The organism is Vibrio sp. OPT20, from assembly GCF_963889365.1.
GTDB classification, from domain to species: domain Bacteria; phylum Pseudomonadota; class Gammaproteobacteria; order Enterobacterales; family Vibrionaceae; genus Vibrio; species Vibrio splendidus.
Genome location: NZ_CAWPOA010000001.1, coordinates 150,902 through 170,197, shown reverse-complemented (window position 1 = coordinate 170,197; position 19,296 = coordinate 150,902). Strand labels below are relative to the sequence as shown.

The 19,296-nt window shown below is 43.8% G+C and carries 18 protein-coding genes; 6 read left to right on the top strand and 12 right to left on the bottom strand.

The features are described 5' to 3' along the window. Positions 1 to 80 precede the first annotated feature (80 nt). The 4 genes from AACR09_RS00755 to lipA all read left to right on the top strand — a co-directional run bounded on the left by AACR09_RS00755 (position 81) and on the right by lipA (position 3,598). Complete coding sequence (locus tag AACR09_RS00755; protein ID WP_017079939.1) at positions 81 to 1,262, top strand: serine hydrolase; 1,182 nt, start codon at positions 81 to 83, stop codon at positions 1,260 to 1,262. Positions 1,263 to 1,497: 235 nt separating this feature from the next. Next, positions 1,498 to 1,773, top strand: coding sequence for a DUF493 family protein YbeD (gene ybeD, locus AACR09_RS00750; protein ID WP_017079938.1), 276 nt, complete (start codon positions 1,498 to 1,500; stop codon positions 1,771 to 1,773). A 195-nt stretch (positions 1,774 to 1,968) separates the two neighbouring features. Next, positions 1,969 to 2,628 (top strand): lipoyl(octanoyl) transferase LipB, encoded by a 660-nt coding sequence (gene lipB / locus AACR09_RS00745; protein WP_193835886.1) that lies wholly within the window; start codon positions 1,969 to 1,971, stop codon positions 2,626 to 2,628. A gap of 4 nt (positions 2,629 to 2,632) precedes the next feature. After that, on the top strand, positions 2,633 to 3,598 hold the full coding sequence (lipA, locus tag AACR09_RS00740) for a lipoyl synthase (RefSeq protein WP_004735240.1): 966 nt from the start codon (positions 2,633 to 2,635) through the stop codon (positions 3,596 to 3,598). 159 nt (positions 3,599 to 3,757) lie between these two features. Here lipA and AACR09_RS00735 read toward each other — a convergent pair whose 3' ends face one another. The 3 genes from AACR09_RS00735 to AACR09_RS00725 all read right to left on the bottom strand — a co-directional run bounded on the left by AACR09_RS00735 (position 3,758) and on the right by AACR09_RS00725 (position 6,731). Continuing rightward, the gene (locus AACR09_RS00735; RefSeq protein ID WP_193835885.1) at positions 3,758 to 5,119 is read right to left on the bottom strand and encodes a sodium-dependent transporter; all 1,362 of its coding nucleotides are present in this window, start codon (positions 5,117 to 5,119) and stop codon (positions 3,758 to 3,760) included. Between the two features lie 275 nt (positions 5,120 to 5,394). After that, on the bottom strand, positions 5,395 to 6,171 hold the full coding sequence (locus tag AACR09_RS00730) for a YggN family protein (RefSeq protein ID WP_032546364.1): 777 nt from the start codon (positions 6,169 to 6,171) through the stop codon (positions 5,395 to 5,397). An 86-nt stretch (positions 6,172 to 6,257) separates the two neighbouring features. Further along, on the bottom strand, positions 6,258 to 6,731 hold the full coding sequence (locus AACR09_RS00725; protein ID WP_193835884.1) for a GreA/GreB family elongation factor: 474 nt from the start codon (positions 6,729 to 6,731) through the stop codon (positions 6,258 to 6,260). A 145-nt stretch (positions 6,732 to 6,876) separates the two neighbouring features. On the opposite strand from AACR09_RS00725, the gene AACR09_RS00720 reads away from it, so the two are divergent. Continuing rightward, positions 6,877 to 8,811 carry a RecQ family ATP-dependent DNA helicase gene (locus AACR09_RS00720; protein WP_193835883.1) on the top strand — a complete coding sequence of 645 codons (1,935 nt, stop codon included), beginning with the start codon at positions 6,877 to 6,879 and terminating at the stop codon, positions 8,809 to 8,811. A gap of 176 nt (positions 8,812 to 8,987) precedes the next feature. Here AACR09_RS00720 and dinB read toward each other — a convergent pair whose 3' ends face one another. Further along, complete coding sequence (dinB, locus tag AACR09_RS00715; protein WP_108338866.1) at positions 8,988 to 10,064, bottom strand: DNA polymerase IV; 1,077 nt, start codon at positions 10,062 to 10,064, stop codon at positions 8,988 to 8,990. A 163-nt stretch (positions 10,065 to 10,227) separates the two neighbouring features. On the opposite strand from dinB, the gene AACR09_RS00710 reads away from it, so the two are divergent. Next, entirely contained in the window at positions 10,228 to 11,469 is a 1,242-nt protein-coding gene (locus tag AACR09_RS00710; protein WP_017092172.1) for a diguanylate cyclase, read from the top strand. A gap of 111 nt (positions 11,470 to 11,580) precedes the next feature. On the opposite strand, the gene nqrM is transcribed toward AACR09_RS00710, so the two are convergent. The 8 genes from nqrM to AACR09_RS00670 all read right to left on the bottom strand — a co-directional run bounded on the left by nqrM (position 11,581) and on the right by AACR09_RS00670 (position 18,870). Continuing rightward, a complete protein-coding gene (nqrM, locus tag AACR09_RS00705; protein WP_004735214.1) occupies positions 11,581 to 11,835 on the bottom strand; it encodes a (Na+)-NQR maturation NqrM in 255 nt (84 codons plus the stop codon). Positions 11,836 to 11,851: 16 nt separating this feature from the next. Further along, on the bottom strand, positions 11,852 to 12,856 hold the full coding sequence (locus tag AACR09_RS00700; RefSeq protein ID WP_193835882.1) for an FAD:protein FMN transferase: 1,005 nt from the start codon (positions 12,854 to 12,856) through the stop codon (positions 11,852 to 11,854). A gap of 174 nt (positions 12,857 to 13,030) precedes the next feature. Further along, positions 13,031 to 14,257, bottom strand: coding sequence for an NADH:ubiquinone reductase (Na(+)-transporting) subunit F (gene nqrF / locus AACR09_RS00695; RefSeq protein ID WP_004735212.1), 1,227 nt, complete (start codon positions 14,255 to 14,257; stop codon positions 13,031 to 13,033). 29 nt (positions 14,258 to 14,286) lie between these two features. Continuing rightward, the gene (gene nqrE / locus AACR09_RS00690; RefSeq protein ID WP_004735211.1) at positions 14,287 to 14,883 is read right to left on the bottom strand and encodes an NADH:ubiquinone reductase (Na(+)-transporting) subunit E; all 597 of its coding nucleotides are present in this window, start codon (positions 14,881 to 14,883) and stop codon (positions 14,287 to 14,289) included. Between the two features lie 7 nt (positions 14,884 to 14,890). After that, positions 14,891 to 15,523 carry an NADH:ubiquinone reductase (Na(+)-transporting) subunit D gene (locus tag AACR09_RS00685; protein WP_004735210.1) on the bottom strand — a complete coding sequence of 211 codons (633 nt, stop codon included), beginning with the start codon at positions 15,521 to 15,523 and terminating at the stop codon, positions 14,891 to 14,893. Then, positions 15,523 to 16,290 (bottom strand): Na(+)-translocating NADH-quinone reductase subunit C, encoded by a 768-nt coding sequence (locus AACR09_RS00680; RefSeq protein WP_004735209.1) that lies wholly within the window; start codon positions 16,288 to 16,290, stop codon positions 15,523 to 15,525. The genes AACR09_RS00685 and AACR09_RS00680 overlap by 1 nt, the downstream gene beginning before the upstream one ends. Further along, complete coding sequence (locus tag AACR09_RS00675; RefSeq protein WP_004735208.1) at positions 16,280 to 17,524, bottom strand: NADH:ubiquinone reductase (Na(+)-transporting) subunit B; 1,245 nt, start codon at positions 17,522 to 17,524, stop codon at positions 16,280 to 16,282. Before AACR09_RS00675 ends, AACR09_RS00680 begins: the two co-directional genes overlap by 11 nt. A gap of 5 nt (positions 17,525 to 17,529) precedes the next feature. Next, positions 17,530 to 18,870, bottom strand: coding sequence for a Na(+)-translocating NADH-quinone reductase subunit A (locus AACR09_RS00670; protein WP_017080319.1), 1,341 nt, complete (start codon positions 18,868 to 18,870; stop codon positions 17,530 to 17,532). Positions 18,871 to 19,296 lie beyond the last annotated feature (426 nt).

Genomic DNA, 19,296 nt, shown 5'->3' with positions numbered 1-19,296 from the left:
TACTTCTGGTAATCAGCGCTCTGGTGTGACAGAGTGATTCTGTTAATATATGAATAGTTCACCAAATAATTGCATTCAAAATGATTAAATCTAATAAACTTGTTAAATCGATTTTTGCTACTTCTGTTGCTCTTTCTGCAACGATAGCTACATCGTCATTCGCCGCTCCAATTGTAGTCCCTGATGCACCGCAAATCGCCGCTAAAGGTTTTGTTCTGATGGATTACCATTCAGGCAAAGTACTAGCAGAGAAAGAGATGAACACTCAACTTTCTCCAGCAAGTTTAACCAAGATGATGACCAGTTACGTGATCGGCCAAGAGCTAGAACGTGGCAACATCAATCTAAACGACGATGTTGTAATCAGTGAAAATGCTTGGGCTAAAAACTTCCCAGATTCATCGAAAATGTTCATTGAAGTGGGCACAACGGTTAAAGTTGAAGAACTGAACCGTGGCATCATCATTCAATCAGGCAACGATGCGACTGTTGCAATGGCTGAGCATATTGCTGGTTCTGAAGATGCATTCGTTGACCTAATGAACGCATGGGCAAGCTCTATCGGCATGAAAGACACGCACTTTGCTAACGTGCACGGTCTAGACAACCCGAATCTATACTCAACACCTTATGATATGGCGCTACTTGGTCAGGCGCTGATTCGCGATGTTCCTGATGAGTACCGTATCTACTCAGAGAAAAAATTCACTTACAACGGCATCACCCAGTACAACCGTAACGGTCTGTTATGGGATAAGAGCATGAACGTTGATGGCATCAAAACGGGCCATACAAGCAAGGCAGGTTATAGCCTAGTAAGCTCAGCAACCGAAGGCAAAATGCGCCTAGTTGCTGTTGTGATGGGCACCAAGAATGCTAACGCTCGTAAAACAGAAAGCAAAAAGCTGCTTAGCTACGGCTTCCGTTTCTTCGAAACAGTGGCGCCACACACAGCCGGTGAAACCTTCGTAGAAGAGAAGATCTGGATGGGTAGCAAAGATACAGTTGCACTAGGTGTCGACGAAGATACTTTCGTTACCCTACCTCGTGGTCAAGCTAAGAACCTAAAGGCAAGCTTCGTTCTTGAAAAGGAACTGGAAGCACCAATTAGCAAAGGCGATGTTGTCGGTAAACTATTCTACCAAGTTGATGGTGAAGACGTTGCTGAATACCCACTACTTGCACTTGAAGATGTAGACCAAGGCAGCTTATTTAGCCGTCTATGGGACTACCTAGTATTGCTGTTTAAGGGTTTATTCTAAACCAGTCAAAGCTTTGCTCTAAGCAATACACAAGCTCAGTGCAAAGCTAACTCAATGAGTAAGTTCATTATTTACTCATTGACGACACAAAAGCCGCCATGTGCGGCTTTTGTTGATCTTGAGTTCAGCGATATTTACACGTAATATTCCGCCCTATTACTCGTGTCTGTTGACCGAACACGCTTTTTATCGACATTTCGCCAATTTGCGAGAGTCTAGCCTTTTGGAGCTATTCATGAACATCAATTCTGATGCAAAACTAAAAGATCTCTTAGAGTTCCCTTGTTCATTCACTTACAAAGTAATGGGCTATGCTAAGCCAGAACTTACTGAGCTAGTGCTAGAAGTGATCCAGCGTCATGCTCCTGGTGACTACAGCCCAACGCTAAAACCGAGTGCGAAAGGTAACTACCACTCTGTTTCTATCAATATTACAGCGACTTCAATTGAGCAAGTAGAAACGCTATATAAAGAACTGGGCGAGATCGAAATCGTTCGTATGGTTCTGTAATCTCCGATTACACATGAAAAACAGCGGCTTATTGCCGCTGTTTTTGTTTGAAGCACCCTATCTAGGTCAAATTCATTCAACTTAATTTTCAATAAATACAAAGAAAGTTGAAAAACCTTGCAGTCCGTCTGTAGTTAGAAACCTGTTTCGCGTTTATAATGCGTTCACTTTATTAATCCTTGAGGGAGTGCAGCTTTGCAAAATAAGCTAATCGTAAAAAAATTAGGCCGTCAGGATTACGAACCTGTATGGAAAGCCATGCATAAGTTCACAGACGAACGCACAGAAGAAGACGTAGACCAAGTTTGGTTGGTTGAACACAACCCTGTCTTCACTCAAGGACAAGCAGGCAAAGCCGAGCATGTATTAAATGCTGGTGACATCCCTGTAATTCAAAGCGATCGCGGTGGCCAAGTGACTTACCATGGCCCAGGTCAGTTAGTCGCTTACTTTTTGATTAACATCCGCCGCAAAAAATTCGGAGTACGTGATTTGGTGACTCATATCGAGAACCTCGTAATCAACACTCTGAAAGCTTACAATATAAATTCAACTGCCCGACCTGACGCTCCTGGTGTTTATGTCGATGGCAAGAAAATCTGTTCACTCGGATTACGTATTCGACGTGGCTGCTCGTTCCACGGGTTAGCACTCAACGTCGATATGGACCTGTCTCCATTCCTACGTATTAACCCATGTGGTTATCAAGGTATGGAAATGGCACAAGTAAGCCAGCTAGGCGGGCCAAGTGACCTAGAAAACGTTGAGCAACAGTTAATACAAGAGCTCGTAGAGCTACTCGGCTATGACCAAGTAGACATTCAAGCCACCAGTAACATTACAGCAGAAGCATAAAATCATGAGCAAACCAATCCAAATGGAAAAAGGCGTTAAATATCGTGACGCTGACAAAATGGCATTAATTCCCGTAAAGAATATGCCTGCTGAACAGAAAGAAGTTCTACGTAAGCCTGCATGGATGAAGATTAAACTTCCTTCAGACAGCCATCGTATTCAAGAAATCAAATCAGCAATGCGCAAGAACAACCTGCACTCAGTTTGTGAAGAAGCGTCTTGCCCTAACCTAGCCGAGTGTTTTAACCACGGCACGGCAACGTTTATGATTCTTGGCGCTATCTGTACTCGTCGCTGCCCGTTCTGTGATGTTGCCCATGGTCGCCCTGTTGCTCCTGAAGCAGAAGAGCCGAAGAAACTGGCTAAGACGATTAAAGACATGAAACTGAAGTACGTAGTAATCACTTCAGTTGACCGTGATGACTTGCGTGACGGCGGTGCTCAACACTTTGCTGATTGTAACCGTGAAATTCGCGAACAGAATCCAAACATTCGCATTGAAACCCTGGTACCAGACTTCCGTGGTCGTATGGATGTTGCGCTTGATCTAATGAAAGACAACCCGCCAGACGTTTTCAACCACAACCTAGAGACAGCGCCGCGTCTATACCGTAAAGCGCGTCCAGGTGCGAACTACAAATGGTCTCTTGATCTATTGAAGAAATTCAAAGAACAGCACCCAACTATCCCAACAAAATCAGGGGTGATGATGGGCCTTGGTGAGACGAAAGAAGAGATCGTTCAAGTACTGAAAGACCTTCGTGAACATGGTGTAACGATGCTGACACTAGGCCAATACCTAGCACCAAGCCGTCACCATTTACCAGTAGAACGCTACGTGCCGCCTTCTGAGTTCGATGAGCTGAAAGAGATTGCTCTAGAGCTAGGCTTCACTCACGCCGCTTGTGGTCCGTTTGTACGTTCTTCTTACCATGCAGACTTACAGGCACAAGGTATGGAAATTAAGTAATCACGATTGCTTAAACCAAAATTGAAAAGGCGCTGAACTGTATGTTCAGCGCCTTTTTTCTATCGAGCAAAACAAGCTTGTTCAATACAAAATAACAAAGCCACTCATTAAAAGTGGCCTTGAACTGCAAGTCTAATCATCTAGATGCTAAATGATCTACTAACCAAATGAAGCCCAGATAACTGTTGCCACCAATATTGGGCACACGAACTTCACATACATTGGCCACACTTTACCAAACCAACCAAGCTGGAAGTCAGGGCAGCCATGTTCAAGCTCTTTCACCTTAGAAGCTCGACTCCATACCCAACCACCAAACACGCAGAACATCAGTGCTGCGACCGGTTGAAGGTACTGAGTCGCTATCATCGCAACCATGCCAAACATCGCGGCAAAGTTGTAAACAATCACCACACTAAACAACGCGATAACACCACCAATTACCCAGCTCGTAGGCGTTCGTCTGGTATTGAAACGCTCGCTCACTAGTGCTACAGGGCCTTCAAGCATCGAAATCGATGAAGTCAGTGCCGCAATCGTTAGCAATAAGAAGAAAACAATCGCGAAGATCTGACCAAGCACGCCTAAGCTATCAAACATCAACGGCAGAACTGTAAATACAAGCGTATCAGAACTTAATAGTGAGCCATCTTCCGCATAGATTTGTACCCCTTTCTGCATCGCAACAAACATTGCAGGCATCACGACTAAACCCGCAATAAAAGCGACAGCGGTATCAACTAAGGTAACGTTCATTGCCATTTTGGGCAGGTTCTCTTTCTTACTCAAGTAAGAGCCATAAACCAACATCGAGCAACCACCAATGGTTAGCGAGAAAAAGCCTTGTCCCATTGCTGCCAAAATCAATTTTCTATCCCAAACTTTTTCAAAATCCGGAACCAAGTAGTGTTTTAGGCCTTCCATCGCGCCAGATTGCGTCATGATGTAAACAAACAATAAGCCAAATAAAACAAATAGCGCAGGCATCAAACGAGTCGACCATTTCTCGATGCCTTGCTTAACACCGCCCTGCACAATCAAGATAGTCAGTACATAAAATGCGACGGTACCAAATACGTTGCGCCCAACACTGAAGCCTTTAAACCAATCAGCAACAGCCTCAAGACCAATCAGATCAGCAACAGCGCCGATTAGGAAGCAGATCAACCAACCACCAACGATACTATAAAATGCCAACACGGCGCTTGGCACACTCAATCCGACCCAACCGACAAACTCACCGACTTTCTTACCCAAAGGGTTTGTCGTCAATGAACGCATGCTATCGACAGGGTTTGCTTGACCGTGACGACCAATAGCCATCTCAACCACCAGCATTGGGAAAGCGACCACGAAAATCATGATCAAATAGACTAAGAGAAAAGCGCCACCGCCGTTACTGGCAACTTGAGTTGGGAAACCCCAAATATTACCTAAGCCAACCGCTGCACCCGCCGCTGCTAAAATAAAACCCAAACGAGAGCTAAAGTGCTCTCTTGAAGAGGAAGATTGTTGGTCCATATTGCCCGCATCAAAAATCAGTGAACTAGTTGATAAGTACAGTAATCAAAAGCAATGATAGGCACAACCAATAAATGAACAATTATCTTATTTTTACAATCCATTTAGTATTTAAGACCAAGTTATTAACAATTACCCAGACTAACTGACCACATAAAATCAAGACAACGATTGATCCACCTACTGAGAGGCATTCCTAAGTTAATTGTTAGCTTATTTAACCCATAAAAAAAGAGCACCAAACGGTGCTCTTGTGATTCATCAGTCAATTCAGATTAGATCGTGAATACTTGATAGTCTTTTAGGTTCGGAATGATTTCATGCAGCTCTTGCTCTTGTTCCGCCATCTCATCAAGAGAATCACAGAACTCATTCGCTTCCTCTTGCACTTGTTGAGAGTGTTCTTTCATTCGCTCTTCAACTTTCAGCTTTAATTCAGCCATGCTATCAGCCAATTCGGTAAGGTTTAAACCACCGTCTTGTTTCATTTTTTCTGACATCGCATTAAAAGCGCTGGAGATAAATTCTTGATTAAAGATTTCTTTCGCCTTCTCGAAATCTTCAGACCAACCGTTGGCCATCGAATCAAAGCTTTCAGCTGGTAACACTAACTCGCCATCTTTGTAGTAACGAGCTTCCAGTTCAGCAAAGTAGGTTTTCATTGATTCTTTTACATTATCAAATGATTCCGGTGAATCTAGGCTAGCCGCAATATCATCAATCACGTCATTCGCTAACGCTAGGCTATCGTTCGCCATTTGTTTCGCTCGTGGTAAGTACTCACTCATGCTTTCGCGGTATTTTTCAATCGCCGCTTGTTGGTCGGCATCAAGCTCAACCTTCTCACCATGGATATATAAGTCGTTGTTGCCATCGAAAACGGCAGTATCACCATTCACTTGATGGATTTCGACTTTTTGGTCATCGATTCGCAATTCATTTTTCAAATCAACTCGACACTGAGCAGCAAACGTTGGCAGGCTCACAAAAGAGATTACCGCTGTTAACGATGCGATTAATACATTGTTTTTAATAAATATTTTGTTTTTCATAACATCCTCTCATCAATCTGACAAATTACTATACCCTTGGTATATGCTTCTTTGTCAGAGAAACGTTTTATATATACGTTACTCAGTTAGTCGATAGATATTACTTCATAGCAAAACTGTTTATCTGCGACCTTAAACTCAATTTCATCACCGACTTCTTTACCCATTAGAGCCTGGCCAAAAGGTGCATTTGCCGTCACGATGGCAATCTCATTATCATTCCACGTGACAGAAAGTCCGCCGACTCTCGGCCCCATAAAAAAGTGTTTATATTGATCATGCTCGTCAATGACCACAACGTAGCTGCTCACCGTAATTAGCTCACTGTCGCGCAACACTAAGTTACGATAACACTGAATGTCGTCTTCACACTCTTGCACTCTTACGGCTTGGCCATGAGCAAGATACGAAGCTTCTAATGCCAATGTATCGTACTTATGTTCAGGCACAGTCTCTTCATCGGTCGCAGCATCAATCGCACGCTGAGTCGCAGATTGGGCGATACGTAGTCGGGATTCGAGTTGCTCTAAGATTATTTGGCGAAGCTCAGACTTATTCATACTATTGGGGTGCTTTTCTATAGGAGCTACAGAATAGAATTAGGTACAATCAGGTGCAAGACATTTGATTCATCAAGCGACGCTATCATGAATGGACGCTCGCTTTATCATCAATACGACACTTAATAATTCAGGTAGAACATAAATGATTGAGCAGAAGTTAAAACAAGTATTCGGATTCGACTCACTGCGTAATGGGCAAAAGCAAGTCATTGATAATGTTCTATCTGGTCATTCGACGGCGGCCATATTCCCAACCGGTTCAGGTAAGTCGCTTTGCTATCAATTGCCAGCGCTAGCATTGCCACATTTAACCTTAGTAATATCGCCACTGTTAGCTTTAATGAAAGACCAGCTCAGCTTCTTGCACAGCAAAGGCATTAGCGCAGCTGCAATCGAATCAAGCCAAGACAAACAAACCACCCAACAAGTGATGCAGTCGGTACGTAGCGGAGACACCAAGATCCTCATGATCTCCGTTGAACGCTTGAAGAACGAGCGCTTTCGCCAGTTTATCTCCCAAGTGCCGATCTCGTTACTGGTGGTCGATGAAGCGCACTGTATTTCAGAATGGGGACATAACTTTAGACCAGACTACCTAAAGCTTCCCCAATACCAAAAACAGCTCAATATTCCTCAGGTACTGCTACTGACAGCCACCGCGACCACATCAGTTATCCAAGATATGAAGTCTAAGTTTGATATCGATGAGGAACGTGTTGTGGTTACGGGTTTCTATCGTCAAAACCTCGATCTGTCTATTCAACCTTGCGAACAAACCAGCAAACTAGAAACCTTGTGCAACGTCGTTAATCAAGCTTCTCTTGCTCCGACTATTGTTTATGTCACCCTTCAACAAACAGCAGAGATGGTGGCTCAGCAACTTCGTAACGCTGGCGTTAATGCTGTGGCTTATCATGCAGGTCTTAAGCCAGAAAACAGAGATGTAATTCAACATCAATTCATGAATGATGACGTGAACTGTATCGTGGCCACCATTGCGTTTGGTATGGGCGTCGATAAATCCAACATTCGCCGAGTCATTCACTTTGATTTACCAAAATCGATAGAGAACTACTCGCAAGAGATCGGTCGAGCAGGCCGAGATGGCCAGCCTTCAGCATGTATTCTTCTCGCCAACAAGTACGGCCTCAGTACACTAGAGAACTTCGTATTTGGCGATACGCCAGACAACATATCGATCCAAGCGGTATTAAAAGAGATCTACGAAAACCAGAACATTGTCGCTGCTGGCTCGAATCAATGGGAGATCATGCTTAACCAGCTATCACGTGAATCCAATATTCGTCAGTTACCGCTAAAAACACTACTGGTGTATCTCGAAATTGAAGGCGTGATTGAGCCGAAGTACAGCTACTTCGCTGACTACAAATTTAAGTTCGTTCGCCCGAAACAGCAGATCACCGAACAATTCCAAGGCGAACGTCGTCATTTTGTCGAAGCGATTTTCCAGTGCTCGCCTCAAGCCAGAGTCTGGTGCCAAGTTGATTTCGATGCGCTGTGGACACACTTCCAGACTGATCGTCAGCGTGTGATTGCGGCAATCGATTATTTCAATGAACAAGGTTGGATTGAATTGGAAAGTAAGCAGATCACAGATGTGTATGCTATCCACAACACCTCTGAAGACATGATGCAGTTATCGGAACGTCTAACTGAATTGTTTAAAGAAAAAGAGAACAGTGAAATAAACCGTCTTAACCAAATGCTGAGCTTCTTTGAGGCAGACACTTGCCTAAGCTCACGCCTAGCGAGCTACTTTGCCGATGATAAGGCACCAACAAACTGTGGTCATTGCTCGGTATGCCGTGGTGAGGTAGCAATATTACCAACCGTCGATGTTGATCCCGTTGACGACGAAACCGTAATAACATGGATTCATGAATTTGTATCTAAGAGTCAACAATTAATCACTGACGAAGCCATTACGCGTTTTCTATGCGGAATAGCAACCCCGCTTTCAACCAAGCTTAAAGCCAGCAAAATGGTCGGTTACGGAAAGTTAGAGCAGCAACCATTCAGTGATACCTTAGCGCGAGTTAAACAACTTCCTAGATAAGCCAACTTCTATATTTAGAAAAAGCCGACTAGGTTATCAAATCTAGTCGGTACTTATCTGTGTGCATCTCATTACTCTCTATTCTCACTTACCCTCTATCCTCACCTACCCTCTATCCTCACCTACCCTCTATCCTCACCTACCCTCTATTCTTATTACTCCCTAAACAAGACAGCCTAAAAGAAACTCAACTGACGCATCTGGTCTTTAGGCTGTAGCATCACGCTCAAACCAAGCAGGCGTATTTCTCGCCCTTGTTGTCTTTTCAGTATTTCACTTAACAGTTCTTTGAAGTGTTCGCGATCAAGAGAGGCGTGTATGTGTTCAATAGTGGTTTGTTGAAAGTCGGCGAACTTAAGCTTAATGCCCTGCTTGATGATCGCTTTGCTTGGGCTAGCCTTTGCTAGGCGAATTTCGAGTTCAGGAAACAGCTTATCTTCGATCACCTGCCAACATTCAGCGTAGGTTGAAATATTTTGAGTAAAGGTGCGCTCCACACCTACCGATTTTCGTTCACGTTCGATGATAACTTCTCGGTCATCAACCCCATGACTACGCTTCCATAGTGATGCACCTTGACGGCCAAACCTGAGCAATAGATCGCGATAGTCAGACTCCTTAATATCCTTACAAGTAAAGAAGCCTGCTTGATGCAGTTTTTCGATACTGACCTTGCCAACACCGGGAATCTTTTCGAGTGGGAGCTCATCAATCACAGCTTGTACGTCTTGCGGAGGAATCACAAACTGTCCGTTAGGTTTGTTCATATCCGACGCTACTTTCGCTAGAAACTTTATTGGAGCGATGCCAGCCGAAGCGGTCAAGTTGAGTTCATTCCAGATATCGTGACGAATCGCCTCTGCAATCAGTGTGGCCGAACCATGACATTGCTTGGAATCGGTGACATCAAGGAAAGCTTCATCCAAAGAAAGAGGTTCAATGATGGATGTGTATCGAGAAAAAATTTCGCGGATCTTTTTCGATATTTCGACGTAGACCGACATTCTCCCAGGAACAACCAACAGGTTGGGGCAAAGCTGCAGCGCTTTTCCTGTTGGCATTGCAGAACGAATACCAAACTTGCGAGCTTCGTAATTACATGTACTCAAAACCCCGCGCTGTTTTTCGTGTCCACCGACTGCGAGCGGTCGATTTCTATAAGATGGGTTATCTCGCATTTCTACAGCTGCGTAAAAACAATCCATATCAACATGGATTATTTTTCTAACTTTCTCTTCGCCCGCACTACACATTTAGGAATAACTCAACCTTACAACTGTATCTATGAACAGTATAATCAATTATTCCTAGATTTAAAATGATCTGGAGTCCAGCTCAACAGGTTTCTCTTCAATAGCCGCCTACTATTCTGATAGTATTGTTAAGGAGTATTTAGTCTATAAGTAGGGATAGCTTTTGAGTGAGAAAATACTAGTAGTAGAAGACAGTCGTGCATTCAGAAACTACCTGTACCAGCAATTTAAAAATGATGGCTATGATGTTTCACTGGCTGAATCTGTAGCAGAAGCCAAAGCTATCTTAGAGCAAGAGACGGATTTCTTGTGTGCGGTGCTCGATTACTGCTTACCCGATGGCCAAGATGGTGAGATCATTGATTTGGTACTCGGCTATCAACAAAAAATCATTGTGCTCACGGGCATGTTCAACAACACACTTCGAGAGCAAGTACTCGCAAAAGGTGTGCTTGATTACATCCTCAAAGACAGCATGTCGTCAGTCAGTTACTTACTTCCTCTGGTTAATCGAATCTCGAATAACCGATACCATAAAGCCTTAGTAGTTGATGATTCTGCAGTGGTTCGTCGATATGTCGTCCAACTTCTTGAGCATCAATATATTCAAACGATTCAAGCGGTAGATGGAGAGCAAGCACTAGAGCTCCTCCAAAACGATCCTGATATCACTTTTGTCGTTACCGACCATGACATGCCGAACAAAGACGGCATTTCGATGACCCGTGATATTCGAGTCCAACACGATCGTAATCAACTTGCTATTCTCGGCCTATCTGGCAGTGATGATCGCACAATGACCGCTCGCTTCCTTAAAGCTGGCGCCAACGACTTCCTTTATAAGCCATTTAACCAAGAAGAATTTTTCTGCCGTATTCACCAATTGCTCGACATGAAAGAAGCAACCAACGAACTGTTTCGTCATGCAAACGAGGATGCTCTGACCGGACTTTGGAACCGTCGCTACCTTTTCAATCAAACATGCAAAGGCTGCGAACATCGCAGTATCGCTATGATGGATATCGACTTTTTTAAAAAGGTGAATGATACCTACGGCCACGATGGTGGTGACGCGGTATTAATTGAGGTTGGTAAAATCATCAAAGAGCACTTTAAAGATGATTTAGCAGTTCGCTTCGGTGGCGAAGAGTTTTGCATTCAGTCATGCGAACCATTTGAAGATTTTATAGAGACCTTGGAATCCATGAGAGTCGCAATTGAAAATCATGAAGTGCAGTATGATTCACATGTGATTAAAGTGAGCATGAGCATTGGCGTGACCGACCAAGAAGGCTCTTTAGACGAGCAAATCAAAGCAGCAGACGAGCTACTTTATACCGCGAAAAAGCAAGGTCGAAACCAGTTGATATGCGCTCGTAATAACCTTCAACGCGTTAATGAGTAACTCCTGCTTTCCTAGAGCACGAGCCGAGTCAGCCTTTAAAATGAAAAGAGCCCAAGGTGTTAACCTTGGGCTCTTTGTTTTTTGGGGAACAGGTTTCGCTGCTAATCGCAATTAAGCAATACGATCTTTATTCCAAGAAGCTTCTTTTTGCTGACGCTCAGCCAGTTTCTCTTCGCGGTACGCTTCACGTGCTTCACGCTTTTTGCGCGCATCACAAGGTTCAGGACAGTTACATACTTTATCAATACCAACAGCACCTAAGCCACCACAGCTACCCTTCACAACTTTCTTTTGGATAATATAGCCAATAGACATCGCTGCGATTACTGCAAGAAAAACACCAAATGTAATCAGAAATGTATTCATAATTATCTCGCTTACCTTATTTACCTAAGTATGGCTTAAATGCTTCAGAAGCAATTTCTTTAAAGCCATCTGCTGTTTTTACCACCATGAACACAGGGATGTTATGTTGGTTCGCGACTTCCAGTCCTTTTTCTTCACCTAAGACCATAAGGCCTGTAGATAAGCCATCTGCAGTCATTGAAGACGGGTTTAAAACGGTTACAGAAACCACTTTATGATGAAGCGGCTTGCCTGTTTCAGGGTTAATGATGTGTGAGTAACGAACACCATCACGCTCAAAATAGTTACGGTAGTCACCAGATGTTGCGATCGCCATATCACCCGGCTCGATGATCTCTTGAATGTTGCGCTCGTCGATAGTTGGCTTCTCTATGGCGATGCGCCAACCCACACTTTCACGGTTTAAACCCTTCAAGCGGATTTCACCGCCGACTTCTACCATGTAATTATGAATACCAATTGAATCAAGGTAATCAGCAACGACATCCACACCCCAACCTTTTGCGATAGTTGAAAGGTCAACATACAAGTTAGGCAAGTCTTTGCTTAGCTTATTACCATCAACGCTTAAGTGATGAATACCAACCTTAGCCTTGCGAGCCGCAAGCTCTTCATCTGATGGAACCACTTCAGGACGCGCTTCAGGACCAAAACCCCAAAGGTTAACTAATGGTCCAACCGTAACATCCAATGCACCTTCAGTAAGACCGTTCAAACGAATCGCTTCTTTCACAACAGTAGCTGTTTGTTCAGATACTTCGAATGCATCGGCACCTTTATGCTGGTTAAAACGGCTCAGTTCTGAGTCTTCACGGTAGGTCGACATTTGATCATTCACTTCTTCAAGCAGACGGTCGATCTCGGTATGAACTTCGTTAGACTCAGGAAATTCATCACCATTGATGTACTTAATATTGTAACTGGTACCCATTGTAGGGCCACTTAAATGCACTTGCTCTCTTGCCTGATCACAGCCCGCAAGAAAAATCAAAGAAGTTAATGCAACAAGCCAAATTCTCACTTGCTTACTCCTGTTTAAGGTTAAGGATTTATATAAGGAAAAATAAGAGTAAAAAATAGGTATTTTGAATGCCTTACTCTTTCTTATATAAGCCAGTTTGTTGTCACGAGTAGTCTTAGAAAAACAAATGGCTGACTCGTAAGAGTCAGCCATAATATCAATCACTTAAATGGATTAACCACCGAAGTCATCTAGTAGAATGTTTTCATCTTCTACACCAAGATCTTTCAGCATGCCGATAACAGCCGCGTTCATCATTGGTGGACCACACATGTAGTACTCACAGTCTTCAGGAGCTTCGTGATCCTTCAGGTAGTTTTCGTACAATACGTTGTGGATGAAACCTGTGTAACCGTCCCAGTTGTCCTCTGGTTGAGGATCAGACAGTGCACAGTGCCACACGAAGTTCTCGTTTGCAGCCGCTAGGCCGTCGAAGTCTTCAATGTAGAACATCTCACGCTTAGAACGTGCACCGTACCAGTAAGACATCTTACGAGTAGAGTTAAGACGCTTAAGTTGGTCGAAGATATGCGAACGCATTGGCGCCATACCTGCACCACCACCGATGAATACCATTTCATTGTCTGTGTCTTTAGCAAAGAACTCACCAAATGGACCAGAAATAGTACATTTGTCGCCTTCTTTAAGAGACCAGATGTATGAAGACATCACACCAGGAGCTACGTCAGGGTTGTTTGGCGGCGGAGTTGCGATACGCACGTTAAGCTTGATGATGCCTTTCTCTTCTGGGTATGAAGCCATAGAGTAAGCACGAATCGAATGCTCTTTAACGATAGATTCGTAACGGAACAAGTTGAACTTATCCCAGTCACCACGGTATTCGTCAGGAATATCGTAATCTGCGTATTTCACGTGATGTGGTTCAGCTTCAATCTGAATATAACCACCCGCGCGGAATGGAACTTCTTCACCTTCAGGGATAGCAAGTGCTAGCTCTTTGATGAAAGTAGCTTCGTTATCATTAGAGATAACTGTACATTCCCACTTCTTAACACCAAAGATGTCTTCGTCTAGCTCAATCTCCATGTCAGTTTTCATAGCAACTTGACATGCAAGACGTTCGCCTTCGCGAGCTTCGCCTTTGGTGATGTGATCAAGTTCAGTTGGTAGGATGTCGCCACCACCAGACTTAACTTTTACACGACACTGACCACAAGAGCCACCGCCACCACAAGCAGACGATACGAAGATACCAGCGCCAGCTAGGGCGCCAAGTAGCTTGCTACCAGGTTGAGTAACGATCGCCTTTTCAGGGTCGCCGTTTACAGCAATAGTGATGTCACCTGATGGTACTAGCTTAGACTTAGCGAAAAGAATCACTAGTACTAGAGCCAATACAATAATGGTAAACATCGCTACGCCAAGAATAATGCTTTGCATTTGTTATTCCTTATTACTGGGTGCTTACCCTACAGTTGAACACCAGAGAAAGACATAAAGCCTAACGCCATCAGACCAACAGTAATGAACGTGATACCAAGGCCACGTAGACCTGGAGGTACGTCAGAGTACTTCATCTTCTCACGGATACCCGCAAGAGCAACGATAGCTAACATCCAACCCACACCAGAACCGAAGCCGTAAACAACAGATTCAGCAAAGTTGTAGTCACGAGTTACCATGAAAGATACACCACCAAAGATTGCACAGTTAACTGTGATCAATGGAAGGAAGATACCTAGTGCGTTGTACAAAGGTGGGAAGAAACGGTCTAGAACCATCTCTAGGATTTGTACAAGTGCAGCGATAACACCGATGAATGCGATGAAGTTAAGGAAACTTAAATCGACACCGGCAACAAGTGCATTTTCTTTTAGGATGTGTGTGTAAACAAGGTTGTTTACAGGAACAGCGATTGTAAGTACTACAACTACCGCAACACCAAGACCAAAAGAAGTTTTAACTTTCTTAGAAACCGCTAGGAATGTACACATACCTAGGAAGAAAGAAAGCGCCATGTTTTCGATGAAAATCGATTTAACTAGCAGACTAATATAATGTTCCATGACTACCTTACCCCTTCGCTTCTACTTGTTCTGGTTTGAACACACGAATTGCCCAAATCAAGAAACCAATTAGGAAGAATGCAGAAGGTGCTAGAAGCATCAAGCCGTTTGGCTGATACCAACCACCGTTGCTCACTAGAGGTAGTACTTCCATACCAAATAGTTTGCCAGAGCCTAGAAGCTCACGGAAGAAACCAACAGTGATAAGAACGAAACCGTAACCAAGACCGTTACCAAGACCATCGATGAAAGATGGGATTGGCGCAGACTTCATTGCGAATGCTTCAGCACGACCCATTACAATACAGTTAGTAATGATTAGGCCAACGAATACAGATAGCTGCTTAGAGATATCGTATAAGTATGCTTTAAGCACTTGGTCTACCACGATTACTAATGATGCGATAATTGCCATCTGAACGATGATACGCACACTGTTAGGAATGTGGTTACGGATCAAAGAAACGAAGAAGTTAGACAGAGCAGTAACGAACATTACCGCGATAGTCATAACAAATGCAGTTTCTAGCTTAGTGGTTACCGCAAGAGCAGAACACACACCAAGAACCTGTAGCGCGATTGGGTTGTTATCCAACACAGGCGCTAAGATGCTCTTTTTAATTTCTTTTGCACTAGACATTAGTTCAGACCTCCGTCACGAACTTTTGCTAGGAACGGACCAAAGCCCATATCACCTAACCAGAAGTCAAATGTATGTTGAACACCAACGCTGGTCAGTGTTGCACCAGAAAGGCCATCTACACCGTGCTCAGAACCTTGAGGAGCGCCACCTTTAACAACCTGGATAGCAGGTTTGTGGTTTTCGTCGAATAATTTCTTACCAACGAATTGAGCGCGCCAAGTTGGGTTCTCAACTTCACCACCAAGTCCAGGAGTTTCACCTTGCTCGTAGTAAGTGATACCAGAAACTGTGTTGCCATCAGTTTCTACCGCAACGAATGCGTACATCATTGACCATAGACCGTTACCGTGAACAGGGATGATAACTTTAGAAGTTTCAGCGCCATCTTTCACTAGGTATACCGTACCCGTGTTAGCACGACGAATGATCTTAGCGATGTCATCTTCAGCTGAAAGCTTGATTGACTGAGCCGGATCTTTTGCCGCTTTACGTTGGTCGTATGCAGCAGCGTCGCCGTCAACGAAATCGCCAGTAGCGAAATCAACTAGACGAGGTTCGATGTTCTCTGCGTACAGTGCTGGGATATTACCCGCAAGTTCAATGCCCGCAACTTCAAGGATCTTAGTTTGCTGATCCAGAACTGCGTTAGCTTGTTGCTTAGGTTTAAGAACAACTGCAGCTGTTGAAACGATGATTGAGCACACTAGGCTCAATGCGATAACAACAAACAGCGTCTTTTTAATGCTATCGTTATTACTTGCCATAGCGCGCTAGTCTCCGCTTAATGTTCTTCTCGATTACAACGTGGTCAAACAGAGGAGCAAATAGGTTTGCGAATAGAATCGCAAGCATCATGCCTTCTGGGTATGCAGGGTTAACTACACGAATCATTACACACATTGCGCCGATTAGGATGCCGTACCACCACTTACCTTTATTGGTAAATGAAGCTGATACCGGGTCAGTCGCCATGAAGAACATACCGAATGCGAAACCACCTAGAACTAGGTGCCAATGCCAAGGCATGCTGAACATTGCATTAGTGTCAGAACCAATCACGTTAAATAGTGTTGATACTGCAACCATACCGATCATTACACCCGCAATGATGCGCCATGAAGCAATGCCCATGTAAACAATCATTGCTGCACCAATCATAAGTGCAAGCGTTGAAACTTCACCGATAGAACCTGGAATGTTACCAATGAATGCGTCCATCCAAGTGATTGCTTCACCTGATGTTACGTTCATTAGTGCACTACCGCCGCCTTGAGCCCATTGGCTAAGAGCAGTTGCACCAGAGAAGCCATCTGCAGCAGTCCAAACTACGTCACCTGAAATCTGTGCAGGGTATGCAAAGAACAGGAACGCACGACCAGCAAGAGCAGGGTTCAAGAAGTTACGACCCGTACCACCGAAGATCTCTTTCGCAACAACAACACCAAAGGTAATACCTAGTGCTGCTTGCCATAGAGGAAGCGTTGGCGGAACGATAAGCGCAAATAAGATAGAAGTAACAAAGAAACCTTCGTTGACTTCGTGCTTACGCACCATACAGAACAGTACTTCCCAGAAACCACCAACGATAAATACCGTTGCGTAGATAGGTAAGAAGTAAGTCGCACCCAAGAGCATCTTACTGCCCCAACCTGCATCGGCCCCTAAGGAGGCTCCAAGCATTTCGGTTAGCCAGTAGTGCCAGTTACCATCAATGATAGAAACTAGTTCTGCACCTGAATACATGTGGTTTAGTGCTGCGATAGCCTGACCACCTGCGTTGTACATACCCCAGAACATTGCTGGGAATACCGCAAGCCAAACCATGATCATGATACGTTTTAAATCAACGCTATCACGGACATGCGAGCTTTTCTTTGTAACAGTACCTGGTGTGTAGAAAAGTGTTGCTGCTGCTTCGTAAAGCGCAAACCACGTTTCGTGTTTACCACCTGGTTCAAAATGATGCTCGATGTCTTCAATAAACTTTTTAAGGCCCATGAAAATTACCCTTCCTTCACAATTGTATCTAGGCATTCACGAAGTAACTGACCGTACTCGTACTTACCAGGACATACAAAGGTACACAGTGCTAAATCTTCTTCATCTAGCTCTAGCGCACCAAGTGCTTGTGCACTATCAACGTCACCAGCGCATAGATCGCGAAGCAGCAAAGTAGGCTCCATATCTAATGGCATTACTTTCTCGTAGTTACCAATTGGAACCATAGAGCGATCACTACCGTTCGTTGTCGTTGTCATATTGAACAACTGACCTTTAAACACGTGACCAAGGAATGAACGAGTAACAGAGAACTTGTTCTTACCAGGCATAGCCCAGCCGAATAGCTCTTTATCACGACCTTCACGAAGAACCGAAACTTGTTGATGGTAACGGCCAAGGTAAGCATGTGGACCTGAAGCGTGAACACCAGATAGCACTGAACCTGAGATCAGGCGAACTTCACCTGGCATCAACTCGCTGTCCGTCAACTCTTCAAGGCTAGCACCAATTTGAGTACGAACTAGACGAGGGTTGTTAACTACTGGACCAGCCAGAGAAACAACGCGCTCAGAGTAAATCTCACCAGTAAGGAAAAGCTTACCGAATGCGATCACGTCTTGGTAGTTAATGCTCCACGCTACATTTTGTGCATTTACCGGATACAGGTAATGCATATGCGTGCCTGCAAGACCTGCAGGGTGTGGGCCATCAAAAACATGTTCTTCAACGTTAGACTGAGCTGAACGAGGTAAGCTAGTACCTTTTTTACAAACGTACACTTTACCGTTAGTCAGAGTTGAAAGAAGATCTAAACCAGCAACGAAAGCATCAGACTGCTCGTTAATGATTAATTCTGGCTCAGCTGCTAGCGGATTAGTATCCATAGCAGTAACAAAAATAGCCTGAGTTTCAGAATCAACTGCTGGAACCTTGCTGAACGGACGAGTTCGCAAAGCGGTCCATGCGCCAGACTCAACTAACTGAGCTTTAACCGTTTCACGGTCAAGGCCTACTAGTTGGTTAGCTTCATAGCTATTGAACGTGATTTGCTCATTGCCTGCTACTTCAATCACTACTGATTGAAGAACACGCTTAGCACCACGGTTCACTTCAATAACTTTACCGCTTGCTGGAGAAGTAAATACAACACCTGGGTTCTTTTTATCTGCAAAAAGAACTTGGCCTTTCTTCACTTCATCACCAACGCGAGCATGCATCGTAGGACGCATACCAACGTACTCTTCGCCAAGCAAGGCGACTTTAGTGATGGACTTACCATCATTAATCACCTGGGATGGAGTTCCTGCGATAGGAAGATCCAAACCCTTCTTTATTGTAATCATACGCACTTGCACTACTTTATCGGGAAAAAGATTCTTTTAATTGCGTAAATTCAGGACGTTTTAAAATCGCCCTTAGACACGACATTACAGTGTCCGGTTTTGGTAAATTTGAGATACCAAAATCGCAACAATACATTAATAAACTCATCACAAGAATTATGTGAGATTTATCAGGTGCCATATTCTAGCATTTTTTGACAACTTGATGCCATGACCAATAACTTGAATACGGCCTTTATTTGGTGAGATTTGAAGCATATGGACTCTCAAATATGTATAAATTTGACGAGCCGCACAGATAGAATGGCTTTTAGAACGTGTTTTAAACAAGAGATTAATACTCTGTCACAAACTAATATTTTACGTGTTATGTTGAAACACTGTTAATAAAAACATTACTCATTGTAGGTATTTTTGGTCGGTCAA

Bases quoted from the DNA above. Each gene is read 5' to 3' on its own strand.
- AACR09_RS00755 (WP_017079939.1), top strand. From the start codon at position 81: ATGATTAAATCTAATAAACTTGTTAAATCGATTTTTGCTACTTCTGTT.
- ybeD (WP_017079938.1), top strand. From the start codon at position 1,498: ATGAACATCAATTCTGATGCAAAACTAAAAGATCTCTTAGAGTTCCCT.
- lipA (WP_004735240.1), top strand. From the start codon at position 2,633: ATGAGCAAACCAATCCAAATGGAAAAAGGCGTTAAATATCGTGACGCT.
- AACR09_RS00735 (WP_193835885.1), bottom strand. From the start codon at position 5,119: ATGGACCAACAATCTTCCTCTTCAAGAGAGCACTTTAGCTCTCGTTTG.
- AACR09_RS00730 (WP_032546364.1), bottom strand. From the start codon at position 6,171: ATGAAAAACAAAATATTTATTAAAAACAATGTATTAATCGCATCGTTA.
- AACR09_RS00725 (WP_193835884.1), bottom strand. From the start codon at position 6,731: ATGAATAAGTCTGAGCTTCGCCAAATAATCTTAGAGCAACTCGAATCC.
- AACR09_RS00720 (WP_193835883.1), top strand. From the start codon at position 6,877: ATGATTGAGCAGAAGTTAAAACAAGTATTCGGATTCGACTCACTGCGT.
- dinB (WP_108338866.1), bottom strand. From the start codon at position 10,064: ATGTGTAGTGCGGGCGAAGAGAAAGTTAGAAAAATAATCCATGTTGAT.
- nqrM (WP_004735214.1), bottom strand. From the start codon at position 11,835: ATGAATACATTTCTGATTACATTTGGTGTTTTTCTTGCAGTAATCGCA.
- nqrF (WP_004735212.1), bottom strand. From the start codon at position 14,257: ATGCAAAGCATTATTCTTGGCGTAGCGATGTTTACCATTATTGTATTG.
- nqrE (WP_004735211.1), bottom strand. From the start codon at position 14,883: ATGGAACATTATATTAGTCTGCTAGTTAAATCGATTTTCATCGAAAAC.
- AACR09_RS00685 (WP_004735210.1), bottom strand. From the start codon at position 15,523: ATGTCTAGTGCAAAAGAAATTAAAAAGAGCATCTTAGCGCCTGTGTTG.
- AACR09_RS00680 (WP_004735209.1), bottom strand. From the start codon at position 16,290: ATGGCAAGTAATAACGATAGCATTAAAAAGACGCTGTTTGTTGTTATC.
- AACR09_RS00675 (WP_004735208.1), bottom strand. From the start codon at position 17,524: ATGGGCCTTAAAAAGTTTATTGAAGACATCGAGCATCATTTTGAACCA.
- AACR09_RS00670 (WP_017080319.1), bottom strand. From the start codon at position 18,870: ATGATTACAATAAAGAAGGGTTTGGATCTTCCTATCGCAGGAACTCCA.